This is a genomic window from Candidatus Cryosericum hinesii, assembly GCF_003570985.1.
Classification (GTDB): domain Bacteria; phylum Caldisericota; class Caldisericia; order Cryosericales; family Cryosericaceae; genus Cryosericum; species Cryosericum hinesii.
The window spans coordinates 25,690-39,128 of sequence record NZ_QXIW01000011.1 but is presented as its reverse complement, the minus strand read 5'-3'; the positions used below and the strand labels follow the sequence as shown (position 1 = coordinate 39,128).

General features: G+C 55.3%; 13 protein-coding genes. All 13 read left to right on the top strand.

From position 1 onward, the window contains the following. Positions 1-9: 9 nt before the first annotated feature. The 13 genes from SMC3_RS01950 to SMC3_RS09790 all read left to right on the top strand — a co-directional run bounded on the left by SMC3_RS01950 (position 10) and on the right by SMC3_RS09790 (position 13,413). Positions 10-972 (top strand): SPFH domain-containing protein, encoded by a 963-nt coding sequence (locus SMC3_RS01950; protein ID WP_207799625.1) that lies wholly within the window; start codon positions 10-12, stop codon positions 970-972. A 180-nt stretch (positions 973-1,152) separates the two neighbouring features. After that, positions 1,153-2,862 carry a peptide ABC transporter substrate-binding protein gene (locus SMC3_RS01945; protein ID WP_119089759.1) on the top strand — a complete coding sequence of 570 codons (1,710 nt, stop codon included), beginning with the start codon at positions 1,153-1,155 and terminating at the stop codon, positions 2,860-2,862. A gap of 110 nt (positions 2,863-2,972) precedes the next feature. Next, entirely contained in the window at positions 2,973-3,905 is a 933-nt protein-coding gene (locus SMC3_RS01940; protein WP_119089758.1) for an ABC transporter permease, read from the top strand. Further along, positions 3,905-4,867: an ABC transporter permease gene (locus tag SMC3_RS01935; RefSeq protein WP_119087091.1), complete on the top strand. Its 963-nt coding sequence runs from the start codon at positions 3,905-3,907 to the stop codon at positions 4,865-4,867. The genes SMC3_RS01940 and SMC3_RS01935 overlap by 1 nt, the downstream gene beginning before the upstream one ends. Before the next feature lie 10 nt (positions 4,868-4,877). Next, on the top strand, positions 4,878-5,948 hold the full coding sequence (locus tag SMC3_RS01930) for an ABC transporter ATP-binding protein (protein ID WP_119087092.1): 1,071 nt from the start codon (positions 4,878-4,880) through the stop codon (positions 5,946-5,948). Positions 5,949-5,950: 2 nt separating this feature from the next. After that, positions 5,951-6,925 carry an ABC transporter ATP-binding protein gene (locus SMC3_RS01925; RefSeq protein WP_119087093.1) on the top strand — a complete coding sequence of 325 codons (975 nt, stop codon included), beginning with the start codon at positions 5,951-5,953 and terminating at the stop codon, positions 6,923-6,925. Positions 6,926-7,111: 186 nt separating this feature from the next. Continuing rightward, entirely contained in the window at positions 7,112-8,377 is a 1,266-nt protein-coding gene (locus SMC3_RS01920; protein ID WP_165846504.1) for an FAD-dependent oxidoreductase, read from the top strand. Beyond that, on the top strand, positions 8,377-9,618 hold the full coding sequence (preA, locus tag SMC3_RS01915; RefSeq protein WP_119087095.1) for an NAD-dependent dihydropyrimidine dehydrogenase subunit PreA: 1,242 nt from the start codon (positions 8,377-8,379) through the stop codon (positions 9,616-9,618). The genes SMC3_RS01920 and preA overlap by 1 nt, the downstream gene beginning before the upstream one ends. Before the next feature lie 146 nt (positions 9,619-9,764). Next, positions 9,765-11,312: an acyl-CoA carboxylase subunit beta gene (locus tag SMC3_RS01910; RefSeq protein ID WP_119087096.1), complete on the top strand. Its 1,548-nt coding sequence runs from the start codon at positions 9,765-9,767 to the stop codon at positions 11,310-11,312. Positions 11,313-11,323: 11 nt separating this feature from the next. Continuing rightward, complete coding sequence (locus tag SMC3_RS01905; RefSeq protein WP_119087097.1) at positions 11,324-11,593, top strand: hypothetical protein; 270 nt, start codon at positions 11,324-11,326, stop codon at positions 11,591-11,593. A gap of 14 nt (positions 11,594-11,607) precedes the next feature. Further along, on the top strand, positions 11,608-12,009 hold the full coding sequence (locus SMC3_RS01900) for a biotin/lipoyl-containing protein (protein WP_119087098.1): 402 nt from the start codon (positions 11,608-11,610) through the stop codon (positions 12,007-12,009). A gap of 135 nt (positions 12,010-12,144) precedes the next feature. Next, the gene (locus SMC3_RS01895) at positions 12,145-13,269 is read left to right on the top strand and encodes a sodium ion-translocating decarboxylase subunit beta (protein WP_119089757.1); all 1,125 of its coding nucleotides are present in this window, start codon (positions 12,145-12,147) and stop codon (positions 13,267-13,269) included. A 9-nt stretch (positions 13,270-13,278) separates the two neighbouring features. Continuing rightward, on the top strand, positions 13,279-13,413 hold the full coding sequence (locus tag SMC3_RS09790; protein WP_279386282.1) for a hypothetical protein: 135 nt from the start codon (positions 13,279-13,281) through the stop codon (positions 13,411-13,413). The last annotated feature ends 26 nt before the right edge of the window (positions 13,414-13,439 follow it).

Genomic DNA, 13,439 nt, shown 5'->3' with positions numbered 1-13,439 from the left:
GAGGTATACATGCCATTAACGTTCAACTGGTCCATTGTCTGGTGGGTGGTTGGCATTGTCGTTGTTCTTATTTTCGCTCTGCGGTACATCATCATCGTGCGTCAGAGCACTGCTGTCATCGTCGAACGTCTCGGAAAATTCAGCCGGGAGCTGAAACCCGGCCTGCACTTCCTGATCCCGATCCTCGACAGTGTGAGAGCGGTCGTTGACTTACGGGAACAGGCATGGGACTATCCACCTCAGGCTGTCATCACAAAAGACAACGTACCTACGAGCATCGACATCGTTCTCTATTATTATCTTACTGATCCAGTGAAGTCAGTCTATGAGGTGCGCAATCTCAACGAAGCCATCCTCAAGCTGACGATGACGTCGATTCGCAACATCTCGGGCAGTCTGAATCTCGATGAGCTTCTGGTCTCGCGCGAGAATGTCAACAACGAGCTGACTCAGATTGTCGACGTCGCCACTGACCCATGGGGTGTTAAGGTCACGCGTGCGGAAATCAAGTCAGTGAACCCACCGGCCGAGATCCTCGAGGCCATGACGCGGCAGATGAAGGCGGAGCGTACCAAACGTGCCGTCATTCTCGAAGCTGAGGGACAAAAGGAAGCCGAGATCAACAAGGCAGAGGGAGAGAAGCAGGCTGCGATCCTTCGTGCCGAGGGCGATCGGCAGCAGAGGATCCTCAGTGCTGAGGGCGAGGGGCAAGCGTTGATCACTGTCGCCAATGCTCGCAAGGAAGCGACGATTGCGTATTTCCAGGGTATCCACGAGGGCGGTGCATCCCAGGATGTTCTGGCGCTGAAGTACATGGAGACGCTTGAAGCCATCAGCGCAAACCCAGCCAACAAGGTGTTCCTGCCATACGAGAGCAGTGCTCTCCTGGGGAGTCTTGGCACTATCAAGGAGCTCTTCAAGGATGTTTCTTCAGAGCCTGCTCCGCTGGTTTCAAAAGCGAAGGGCAAGTAGCTGGAATCAACTGTATACAGAAGCGCCGGTCACGACGACCGGCGCTTCTGTATGCAGTAGTGTTGACTGGGAAAGGTTTGGAGCGGTCGGTCTCACGCCCTTGTATTTTCCCCGCCATTTGATACCATTACAACGTGTCGCGCGAGCGACAAATCGTGTTGCAAAAAGGGAGGCTATTCAATGAGGAAAGCACTGTCACTTGTCTTGATAGCGGTATTCCTGGTCTCATTCTTTGGTGGAGTCTCTGTTGTACCGTCAGTAAAAGCAGCAGTTGCCCAAGAGGTAACGTACAACCTGGGGACTGAGCCCGCTACGATCGATCCAGCCGTTTCACAGGGCATTCCGGAAGCCAACGTCATGCTGCAGACCTTTGACGGGTTGACGCGCCTCGACAACAAGAATATGCCACAGCCGGCAATCGCGAAGAGCTGGACGATCTCCAAGGATCGGAAGACCTACATCTTCACACTTCGTGATGCGTTCTGGACGAACGGAACGCCTGTCACCGCGTATGACTTCGAGTATGCCTGGAAGCGTGCTCTCAGCCCGGAACTGGCTGCTGTGTACGCCTATCAGCTCTACTACATCTATGGTGGTGAAGCGTTCAATACCTCCATCAAGGTCGGCAGTAAGTACTATGTTCAGGCTGTCGATGCCAAAGGCAATCCTCTTACAAAGAAAGAGGGGGGCAAGGACGTCCCCGTTGCGGATCTGAAGAAAGAGATCGACCCCAGCAAGAACGTTGGCGTCAAGGCATTGACTGCCAAAACGCTCAAAGTTTACCTCCAGTCACCCACCGCCTACTTCCTCAACCTGACGGCGTTTCCTACCCTGATGCCGGTCTGCAAGGCCGTTGTCAGCACGAATGACAAGTGGGCCGCCGATCTGACGAACTACGTCACCAACGGACCGTTCAAGCTCACGCAATGGTCACACAACGACAAGATGACCTTTGTTAAGAACCCGACGTACTGGGACAAGAACGCTGTCAAGCTCACCAAGATCACGTACCTTATGGTCACGGATGAGTCGACGGCTCTGTCCATGTTCCAGAGCGGTCAGATGGATGTAGGGTCCACCGTACCCCTCTCTGAGTTGCCCAAGCTGGTCGCCTCAGGCGATGCACAAATCCTTCCGTACCTTGGAACTTACTACTATCAGATGAATGTCACCAAGAAGCCGTTTAACGACGTCCGCGTTCGCAAAGCCTTGAATCTGGCCATCGACCGCAAGGCCATCGTGACGTCCATCACAAAGGGTGGACAGGTTCCTGCGCTCGCGTATGTTCCCAATGGCATTGCAGACGCGGCTGCCGGCAGCGATTTCCGCACTGTTGGTGGTACATTCTACAAGGACGACGATATCGCGACTGCAAAGGCACTACTTGCTCAGGCTGGTTATCCTAATGGCAAGGGATTCCCTACCTTCACCCTGCTCTTCAACACCTCCAACGCACACCAATCCATCGCCGAGGCGATCCAGCAGATGTGGAAGAAGAACCTTGGTATCACGTGCACCCTCAAGGTCGAAGAGTGGGGCGTCTACCTGGATGACCGGAACAATCTCAACTACCAGGTTGCCCGTGCAGGCTGGATCGGTGACTACATGGACCCCAACACGTTCCTGGACATGTGGCTCACCAATGGTGGAAACAACGGCACTGGCTGGAGCAACAAGACGTATGATGCTCTCATCGCAAAGGCAAAGGCCACTGTTGACCCGAAGGCACGTATGGCGACGCTGCATGCTGCAGAGAAGATCCTCATGACAGAATACCCCATTATTCCAATCTACTTCTACACGAACCCTGTGCTCATTACCAAGCACGTCAAGAACTTCTACCAGTCGACGCTGGGATTTGTCGATTGGAAGAACGCTTATATGGGATAGCTGTCAGAAACCTCTTGACGACGGTACACACGATCTAGGCAAGAAAAGAAACGGGGCGGCTCTTCACCTTCGAGAGAAGAGCCGCCCCCAGTCTTATCTATGGAGGTCCTATGTTCAAGTTTATTCTGCAACGTGTGCTCTCGATGATTCTTGTCATCCTCATTGTTGCATCGGCTACCTTTTTCATGATGCGCCTGCTTCCATCGGGACCCTTCTCCCGCGAAAAGAAGCTGCCGGCTCAGATCATCAAGAACCTCGAGGCCCGCTACCACTTGGACGATCCGCTTTGGAAACAGTATGTGGACTACATGGGGAACCTTCTGCGGTTTAACCTCGGTCCCAGTTTCAAGTACACGGACCGTACCGTCAACAACATCATCAACGATGGATTTCCTGTGTCGGCCATCTTAGGAGTGGTGGCGGTGATTCTTGCTGTCGGCATCGGCATTCCTCTGGGCATCTGGGGTGCACTCAAACAGAATGGCTGGCAGGACAATCTCGTGATGTTTATTGCGCTCCTGGGCGTATCCGTCCCGAACTTCATCATGGCGGTATTGCTTATGTTCATTTTTGCCTTGGGACTGCACCTCGTACCTGCTGCTGGCTGGGGTTCCGTTAGACAGGTCATCCTTCCCGCCTTTACGCTGGCAGGCTATCCAATTGCTTTCATAGCACGTCTTGTGCGCTCGTCCATGCTTGAGGTCCTGCGCCAGGAGTACATCACGACGGCACGGGCAAAAGGACTCTCCGAGCGCCTTGTCATTTTCCGGCACGCACTTCGCAACATCCTCATCCCGGTCGTTACCGTGTTGGGACCGCTTATCGCGGCGGTGTTCACGGGAAGTTTTGTTGTCGAGAAGATCTTTGCGATCCCGGGTCTGGGCCGCTACTACGTCACCAGCATCAATGACCGCGACTACACGGTTATCCTTGGCGTGACCATTTTCTACAGCGCCCTGTTGGTGTTCATGAACTTCCTGGTAGACCTGACGTATGCCTGGCTCGATCCACGTATTCGCTACGTCGAAAGGAAGGTGTCGTGATGGCTGCACCGACTACATGGCAATTCAAGGAAGGCGTTACCCCTGATGCAGGTTCATTCGTACCTGCTCCCAAGAATTCTGGAGAGCTGGAACAGATTACTGGGCGGCCGACTACGTACTGGAGCGACGCCATACGCCGGATTCGCCGCAACAAGCTGGCCGTCGTAGGGTTCTGGATCATTATCGCCCTGTTCGTCATCGCCATCTTCGGACCGATGGTGTCACCATACAGCTACGAAGATCAGGACTTGGAGAATACGTTTCAGTCCCCCACATTGCAACATCCCTTCGGAACCGACCAGCTGGGACGCGATCAGATGACACGCGTCATGTACGGTTCGCGCATCTCGCTTGCCGTGGGTATTGTCTGCGCGGCTCTCAACTTTCTTATTGGTGTGACCTATGGCGGAATCTCCGCTTACTTTGGAGGGCGGGTCGACGACATCATGATGCGTATCGTCGATATCCTGTACGGTATACCTACGCTGATCATCGTTATCCTGCTGACGGTGCTGTTCAAGGATAAAGGCGTCAGTCCCCTGGTGAATGTGTTCATCGCCATCGGGCTCACCTACTGGTTACCCATGGCGCGCATTGTGCGGGGCGAGATTCTGTCGCTCAAGGAACGTGAGTTCGCGCTGGCTGCGAAGACCATCGGCGCCCCGAACAATCGTATCCTCTTCAAGCACCTGATCCCCAATGCCATGGGCCCCATTATTGTCACAGTGACGCTGGAGGTTCCATCTGCGATCTTCACCGAGGCTTTTCTCAGCTACATAGGACTGGGTGTCAGCGCGCCGGTGGCCAGCTGGGGTGTTCTTGCCTCAGATGGTACCGAAGCCATTCGTTCATTCCCCTACCTTGTGCTGTTTCCAGCACTCGCGATCTGTCTGACGATGTTTGCATTCAACTTTCTGGGCGACGGCCTGCGCGATGCGCTGGACCCACGCCTGAGGCAGTAGGGGGTGTGCAATGAATGAGAACAATGTTCTAATGCGCATCCAGGATCTTACGACCAATTTTCACACCTATGCCGGTGTTGTCCACGCGGTGGACAAGATGACTCTGACCGTTCCAAAGGACTCTGTCGTCGGCATCGTGGGCGAGTCCGGTTCCGGCAAGTCAGTGACGATGATGTCCGTCATGCGCCTCATCCCGAACCCTCCCGGTCGGATTGAGGGCGGGCATGTGTGGTTTGATGGTGCAGCGCTGGGAATGCCGGACCGGATGGAGAAAGACGGTCCCAACAAGGGGATGGTCGATCTACTGAGCCTTCCTGGCGATGCTATGATGAAAGTGCGAGGCCGTCATATTGGCATGATCTTCCAGGATCCGATGGTTTCTCTTAATCCAGTGCTGACCATTGGCTTGCAGATGACAGAGTCCATGGTGGCGCATGGTCTTGCGACAAACGAAGAGGCCTGGAAGAGGGCCGTCGAGATGCTTGCCCTGGTGGGCATCCCCAACCCTGAAGAACGCATGCGTGACTATCCCCACCAGTACTCGGGTGGCATGCGGCAGCGTGTCATGATTGCCATGGCGCTTTCGTGCAGTCCGGAGCTGGTCATTGCCGACGAACCAACAACCTCTCTGGATGTTACGGTTCAGGCGCAGATCCTGGAACTGATGAAGGAGTTGAAAGCGAAACTCAAATCCAGCATCATCATTATCAGTCATGACCTTTCCATCGTAGCCGGCATAGCCGACAAGGTGGTTGTCATGTACGCGGGACGAATACTCGAAGAAGCGGACGTCTACGATCTCTATGAAAAACCGGGGCATCCGTACACCATGGGACTCATGAAATCCGTTCCGCGCCTCGACGCTGAAAACCGGGAACGTCTGGTGCCTATCGAAGGAAGTCCTCCGGACCTGCTGGCGCCTCCTGTTGGCTGCAAATTCGCTCCACGCTGCAAGTACGCCATGAACATCTGCCGTGAGCAGGAACCGCCACTCGTCACAGTCGGAGAAGGGCACCGTGCTCGGTGTTTTCTCCATCATCCGACCGCGCCGGCAGTTCCTGGATTTGTAAAGGTGGGATAACGATGGAAACCATACTCAAGGTCGAACATCTCAAGAAGTATTTTGCGATCAATGTCGGCGGGCCGTTTGCGCGACACATGGCCAGTCTGAAGGCCGTCGACGATGTTTCGTTTGAGGTCGGTCGCGGCGAAACATTGGGACTGGTCGGTGAGACGGGTTGCGGTAAGACGACTGTCGGCAGGACCATCGTGGGTCTGTATGCACCGACGGCGGGCACCATTACCTATTGTGACGAAAACCTGTGTGCTCTGAGTCGGGAAGCTATGCGCAAGGTTCGCAGCAAACTACAGATGATCTTTCAGGACCCCTATGCGTCGCTCAATCCACGGATGACCGTAGGAAACATTATCGAAGAACCGATGGACATCTTTAATATTGGAACCATGGCCGAGCGCCGAGAGCGTGTTCAGGAATTGTTGCGCACGGTTGGACTCAATCCGGAACACACCAACCGGTTCCCGCACGAGTTTTCTGGGGGACAGCGTCAGCGCATCGGCATAGCTCGAGCTCTGGCCATGAATCCGGAGTTCATTGTTGCGGATGAACCCATTTCGGCTCTTGATGTCAGTATTCAGGCCCAGATTGTGAACATGCTCGAAGATCTGCAGCAGAACCTGGGACTCACATACCTGTTCATTGCCCATGACCTCGCAATGGTCAAGCATATCAGTGATCGTGTGCTCGTGGCGTACCTGGGCAAGATTGTCGAAGTGGATGAAAGCAACGATATTTACAAACATCCATTGCACCCGTATACGAAGGCTCTGCTGTCGGCAGTGCCCATCCCTGATCCACGGATTGAGATGCAACGCCAGCGTATTGTGCTCAAGGGAGACCTTCCCAGTCCAGTGAATCCGCCGAGTGGGTGCCACTTCCGAACGCGGTGTCCCATTGCACAACCGATCTGCGCTGAGCAGGAGCCCGAGCTGCGTGACATGGGTTCTGGTCACATGGTTTCCTGCCACTTTGTGAGTTAGGGATCTTTCTGGCAAGTCTCATGGGGCCGGCCGAAAGGCCGGCCCCTGTTTGTTCTGGATCTAACCATGTTCGGCGAGGTTGGAAAACCCGAGAATCAGCGTATAACTCAAGAGAAGTGGTTCCTGACAACCTGCAAGGCACCTGTACAGGTTGTTGACGGCAATCATGGAAAATCAGGAGGAACAATGGAAGAATTTGAGAAGACCCTGAGCCGGCAGCAAGCAGCTATCGAGGCGGAACGTTGTCTCTATTGCTACGATGCGCCATGCCAGGTGAAGTGCCCGGCTCACGTCCCGGTGCCCGAGTTTATACAGTCGATTCGCAGTGGGAACTTGCATGGTGCACGAACCATTCTGCAGAGTGCACATCCATTCATCGAGACGTGTGGCCGTATCTGCCCCGAGGAAGCGTTTTGCCAGTCCGTGTGCACGCGGTCGAAGATAGATGCCCCTCTGCGCATTCGGGAGCTGCATCGTTTCGTAACAGACTCGACTGATCCATCCGATCGTATGGAGCTGCCTGAACCAAGTCTGGGCAAGGTTGCCATCGTCGGTGGTGGTCCTGCGGGACTTGCCTGTGCCCGCGAGCTGAGGGTCCGGGGATTCTCGTGTGACGTGTTCGAGGCTCGGCAGGTGGGCGGCGTGCCCAGTCAGGAAGTATCCACACATCGGTATCCGCGTGAGGTCGAAGATCGGGAGGTCCGTTTCCTGACGTCTTCATTCGTTGCGAACGTCCGTAGTGAGCGTGTGACAGACGTGAAGCCTCTGGTTGGTGACTATGACGCGGTCTTTGTCGCGACGGGACTACCCTCTGAGAGCGACCTGAACGTCGAGGGTATTGGGTTGGTCGGTGTGTATCACGCCCGCGACCTCCTGCGCAAGATGAAATCCGGTACAATCAGCGGCGCAGGAAACCGTGTAGGGATTATCGGTGGTGGAAATGTCGCGATCGAAGTAGCCTCCATGCTCCGCGAGGAAGACCCGACACGAGATGTTACCGTGGTCTACCGTCGTGGCATCAAAGAGCTGAAGGCGTTCAAGAAGGAGATCGAAGAAGCTACGACACTCGGGGTGACCTATCAGTTCCTGGCAATTCCCGACAAGGTTGTTGGCAATGATCATGTGGAGGGGTTGGAGGTCACTCAGGCTCATCTGTGCGGAGAGGACGAATCCGGCCGATGCAGGTTTGAACCCCTGCCAGGGTCGAGCTTCATCATACCACTCGACACCGTGGTTGTGGCTATCGGGCAGCGCATCGACGAGGATGTGTTTCCTGGTCTTGTCCGCAGTGCCTCAGGATTTATCAGCGCAGCGGAGAACATGCAGACCAGCATGCCGGGCGTTTATGCCGGCGGCGACGCCGTTCATGGTGCTCAAACTGTTGTGGAGGCTGTGCGTGACGGCAAGAAAGCGGCGGAGCAGATTGCTGCGTTTGTGGCAGGAGGCAAGTGATGTATCGAGAACACGACCTTTCGTACGATTTTCTGGGCATACATCTTGAGAACCCTTTCATTCTGTCTGCGGCTCCGCCGACGGACGAGCTTGATATGGCGATTGACGGACTGAAGGCCGGGTGGGCCGGGGTCGTCCTCAAGACTACTTCTGTCGAGAGCAATCCCGTCAATCTGAAATACCCGATGATGTCGTCCTTTGGCACAGCTGCGCACAAACTGTGGGGGTTGGGCAATATCGACCTCATTTCGCAATATCACATCGACGAGGTCTGTGAGCGGGTTACAGCATTGAAGCGCATGTTCCCCACCAAGATGATTGCAGCTTCTATCATGGGGTCACAAAAAGAAGACTGGCAGTCTCTGGTGAAGCAGCTCAAGAAGGCCAGCGTCGACCTTGTCGAGTGCAGTTTCAGCTGTCCACAAGGAAGCATGGGTGAAGCCCCTGGCCGCATGCTTGCACAAAGCGTTGAGGCGACGGAAAAGGTTGCACGCTGGGTAAAAGAAGCTGCCGAAGAGACGCCCATTCTCATCAAGATTACGCCACAGGTCACAGACATCGTCGAAATTGCCAGGGCACTGAAGCGGGCCGGCGTCGACGGTGTCACGGCAAGCAACTCGGTACCCGCGTTGATTGGAGTTGATGTGGAGACACTTGAACCACGCCCCTCTCTCTTTGGCGAGGGGGCATATTCAGGCATGACAGGCATGGCGATCAAGCCCCTCACTCTCCGCACCATTGCAGAGATTGCTCGCAACGTAGACATCACTATCAGTGGAAACGGCGGCGCCTACTCGTGGAGTGACGCGGTGGAGCTGATGGCTGTTGGAGCTTCCAACGTGCAGTTCTGCACGCTCCCAATGCACCATGGGTTTGGCACGATAAGGGACCTCAAGAGCGGTCTTGCAGATTATCTGGACCGTAAGGGATGTGCATCGCCGCTGGATATTGTTGGCAAGGCGCTCAAGAACATCAAGGGGCAGGAAGAGCTGGTCGCGCCTTGCTCTCATTCGGACATCGACCTTGACAAGTGCATCGGTTGCGGCAACTGCTTCCGCGCCTGCAGCGATGGAGCTCATAGAGCGATTCTGTGGGATGCCGAGAAGAGGCAGCCCTCTGTGGATGCCGAGAAGTGTCCTGGATGCGGCCAATGCATGCAGGTCTGTCCGGTGAATGCTATCCGGATGAAGGAAGAACTGGACGGCAAGGTCCACTACTTCGAATTTAAGGGAACTCGCTAGGTCTGATTCAAGCCTCTCTGTCCCCTGTGGCGCTTACCGCAGGGGACATTTGCATGTGCCGTCGGTTGAGTGCTTTCATGAACACCGTATACTTACAAAGAGTGTTTGTCGCGTTCATTTACCAGCCGAAATCTTGAGGAGGTAGTATGAGCAATGATGAACGGTTCTCGACCTTGTGGTCGAAAAGAGAGCAGATCATCGCAGGCGGAGGTCCCGGTCGTGTCAAGAAACAGCACGAAGCCGGCAAGCTGACTGCACGCGAGCGCATCGAACTCCTGCTGGACCTGGGGTCATTCCAGGAAGAAAATGTCTTTGTGAGTCACCGGAATACTGGATTTGGTCTGGACAAGCAGGAATTGCCCGGCGATGGCGTGGTCACAGGTCACGGGTACGTCGATGGCCGCCTGGTCTTCGTCTATTCTCAGGATTTCACGGTCGCAGGGGGCTCACTCGGCGAGATGCACGCAGCCAAGATCGCTCATGTTCAGGACCTTGCCGTGAAATATGGAGCCCCTATTGTGAGTATCAGCGATTCCGGCGGAGCTCGCATCCAGGAGGGAATAGACTCGCTGAAGGGCTACGCCAGCATCTTCTACCGAAACACGATCAGTTCAGGAGTCATTCCCCAGATTTCCATGATAGCGGGTCCCTGTGCCGGTGGCGCAGTGTATTCACCGGGTATCATGGATTTTGTCGTCATGACCGAGCAAGCTCGCATGTTTATTACTGGTCCCAAGGTCATCCAGAGCGTAACGGGCGAAGAAGTCACAGACGAGGAACTTGGGGGTCTGACCGTGCATGCCGAGAAGAGCGGCAACGTTCACCTGGCGGCAGCCAATGATAAGGAGGCTATCCAGCTGATCCGCGAGCTCCTGTCCTATCTGCCTGCGAACAACAGTGAAGACGCTCCTGCGGCGCACAGCGATGACCCCATCGATCGAAGCACGGCGGAAATCGGGGACATCATCCCTGCGGAAGCGAACAAGCCGTACGACGTGCGCAAGGTCATAGGGAGTCTGGCGGATGAAGGCAAGTTCTTTGAGATAGCTGAGGGTTTCGCGAAGTCGATCTGCGTTGGCTTCGCGCACATGGGCGGACAAGTTGTCGGAGTGGTAGCCAATCAGTCCAGGTCGATGGCAGGAGTCCTGAACATCGACAGCTCAGACAAGGCCGCTCGCTTCGTTCGTTTCTGCGACGCGTTCAACATTCCACTGCTCACGCTGGTGGATGTCGGCGGATACCTTCCGGGCGTCGACCAGGAGTACGGGGGTATTATACGGCACGGAGCAAAGCTTCTCTACGCCTTCTCGGAGTGCACCGTGCCCAAGGTAACCGTTATCCTCCGCAAGGCATATGGCGGAGCATATATTGCGATGTCATCCCGGGACCTTGGCGCAGATTTCGTGTTTGCTCTTCCATCGGCCGAGATCGCTGTGATGGGGGCGGATGGCGCTGCCCAGATCATCTTCTCGAAGGAGATCCGCGAGGCTTCAGATTCGGAGGCCACGCGTCAGAAGCTCATTGCCGACTACAAGGACAAGCTCTACAATCCCTACGTGGCCGCAGAACGAGGTCTCGTTGATGACATCTTGGAGCCATCCCAGCTTAGAAGTCGCATCATTCGCTCCTTCAGAGCCGCCGCAAACAAGCGCGAGGACCGACCGACGCGCAAACACGGGAACATCCCGCTCTAGGAAGAGCTATCATGATTCGCATGGATTTGCACGGACAGGACGTGACCGACGAGGAGTTGGCTGTCGTTGCAGGAGCTGCATTGGCTGCGGCCGAAGAGAACGAGACCTCTGTTCTCATGTCCGATTTGTCGACTCTTGACGACGCTTCTGCAGCGGCAGTCCTGGGCGCGATGGCTGCTGCGGGACTGTCGTTCCAGCAGTTAGAACCGTCATTATCCCCTGCAAACGCGGCATGGAGACGACCACTGTATGAACAATCAGTCAGGCCGCGCTGGCGCTGACGGGAGGATAGACCATGAAAAAATACAGGATCACCGTTAATGGCAAGACGTTTGACGTTGACGTAGAAGAAGTAGGCGCGCAGAAATCCGGGCATTCGCCAGTATCAGCTCCGGCGGCCCCTGCTCCTGCACCCAGGGTAGTGTCGGCTCAGGCACCTGCTGCGAGCCCGGCGGCCCCAATACCCGTTGCTCCGGCAGGCGGTGCAACAGCCATGAAGTCGCCTCTGCCCGGCAAGATCCTGAAGGTCATGGCGACGCCCGGAAGCTCCTGGAAGAAGGGCGACACCCTGCTTATCATCGAGGCCATGAAGATGGAGAACGAGATTCTTGCTCCGCGTGATTGCACGGTCGAGGAAGTCGCCGTCGAGTCCAACCAGACTGTCAAGACTGGGGATCTTCTGCTCAAGCTTGCCTGAGAGGTAGTAGTCTGCTCGGTCGGAACACTCCTCGGAGGCATTGGCTCACGAGGAGTGTTCCGCATTCTTGGAGAACTCGTCTGGTTTGGTACAATGACTGCAGGAAGCACACTTCGAAAAAAAGTGGGGTAGCGTATGACAGACTTGCTGCGTGGTATTGTGGGTATGGCAGACTGGCGTGTATGGGCGATGTTCGGTGTCGGTCTGGCGCTTATTTGGCTCGCAGTGAAGAAGGAGTATGAGCCGAACCTCTTGTTGCCCATGGGATTTGGCTGCCTGCTGGCCAACATCCCGTTTTCGTCAGCGGTCGGTGGTGGCTTCTTGGACGTCTTGTTCAAGGGCGGTATCACGAATGAGCTTTTCCCCATCCTCATCTTCATCGGCGTGGGAGCAATGATCGATTTCGGTCCACTTCTGCAGGATCCCGAGATGTTGTTCTTTGGAGCAGCAGCGCAATTTGGAATCTTCTTTACGATGATGCTGGCTCTGCTGGTCGGGCGTATCCCCGGCGTTACGGGCATTCCAGGTCTCAGAGAAGCTGCTGCGATTGGAATCATCGGGGCAGCCGACGGACCGACGGCGATCTATGTCGCTACGCGGTTTGCTCCAGCATTGTTGGCCCCGATCACCGTGGCCGCCTATTCCTACATGTCGCTTGTCCCAATTATTCAACCACCGATCATTCGGGCGCTCACGACCCGCGAAGAGCGCATGATTCACATGGAGAACCCTGAACACGAGGTATCGAGGACGGTGAAAGTCATCTTTCCCATTGCTGTCACGCTTATCGCCGGTATCATAGCACCCATGTCCGTGGCTCTGATCGGCAGCCTCATGTTTGGCAACCTGCTGCGTGAGTCCGGGGTAACGGAGCGTCTCTCCAAGACTGCTCAAAATGAGCTTTCCAGCCTGGTGACCATCCTGTTGGGCATCACGATAGGGTCGTCTATGGGAGGAAAGCAATTCCTGAATCCGACGACGCTCCTCATCATCGCGATGGGTCTCATTGCCTTCGTGTTCGATACGGCGGGTGGAGTCCTCTTCGCGAAGTTGATCAACTTGTTCCGGAAACGAAAGATCAACCCGATGATCGGCGCGTGCGGCATATCGGCGTTTCCGATGTCTGCCCGCGTCATCCAGAAGATGGCGCAGCAGGAAGATGGCAGTAACTTCATCATCATGCATGCTGTTGGGGCAAACGTGGCAGGGCAGATCGCCTCCATCATTGCAGGAGGTTTGATCCTGGCCCTGGTACGATAGGAGGTAGCCATGGATACTGTTGTTGCTGAGGGTCTGCGCATCAGCGGGGTGAGCTATATCCTCATCTTTGCCGTGCTGGGAATCTTCTACGGTCTCATCAAGCTTTTGTTGAGGATGCTCCCTCCAAAGGACGATTCAGCGTAACCGGTAACACGAGTTTCCGCCAGTAG

What these genes read in the sequence shown, in the direction of transcription:
- SMC3_RS01950 (WP_207799625.1), top strand. Translation starts at nt 10, where the DNA reads ATGCCATTAACGTTCAACTGGTCCATTGTCTGGTGGGTGGTTGGCATT.
- SMC3_RS01945 (WP_119089759.1), top strand. Translation starts at nt 1,153, where the DNA reads ATGAGGAAAGCACTGTCACTTGTCTTGATAGCGGTATTCCTGGTCTCA.
- SMC3_RS01940 (WP_119089758.1), top strand. Translation starts at nt 2,973, where the DNA reads ATGTTCAAGTTTATTCTGCAACGTGTGCTCTCGATGATTCTTGTCATC.
- SMC3_RS01935 (WP_119087091.1), top strand. Translation starts at nt 3,905, where the DNA reads ATGGCTGCACCGACTACATGGCAATTCAAGGAAGGCGTTACCCCTGAT.
- SMC3_RS01930 (WP_119087092.1), top strand. Translation starts at nt 4,878, where the DNA reads ATGAATGAGAACAATGTTCTAATGCGCATCCAGGATCTTACGACCAAT.
- SMC3_RS01925 (WP_119087093.1), top strand. Translation starts at nt 5,951, where the DNA reads ATGGAAACCATACTCAAGGTCGAACATCTCAAGAAGTATTTTGCGATC.
- SMC3_RS01920 (WP_165846504.1), top strand. Translation starts at nt 7,112, where the DNA reads ATGGAAGAATTTGAGAAGACCCTGAGCCGGCAGCAAGCAGCTATCGAG.
- preA (WP_119087095.1), top strand. Translation starts at nt 8,377, where the DNA reads ATGTATCGAGAACACGACCTTTCGTACGATTTTCTGGGCATACATCTT.
- SMC3_RS01910 (WP_119087096.1), top strand. Translation starts at nt 9,765, where the DNA reads ATGAGCAATGATGAACGGTTCTCGACCTTGTGGTCGAAAAGAGAGCAG.
- SMC3_RS01905 (WP_119087097.1), top strand. Translation starts at nt 11,324, where the DNA reads ATGATTCGCATGGATTTGCACGGACAGGACGTGACCGACGAGGAGTTG.
- SMC3_RS01900 (WP_119087098.1), top strand. Translation starts at nt 11,608, where the DNA reads ATGAAAAAATACAGGATCACCGTTAATGGCAAGACGTTTGACGTTGAC.
- SMC3_RS01895 (WP_119089757.1), top strand. Translation starts at nt 12,145, where the DNA reads ATGACAGACTTGCTGCGTGGTATTGTGGGTATGGCAGACTGGCGTGTA.
- SMC3_RS09790 (WP_279386282.1), top strand. Translation starts at nt 13,279, where the DNA reads ATGGATACTGTTGTTGCTGAGGGTCTGCGCATCAGCGGGGTGAGCTAT.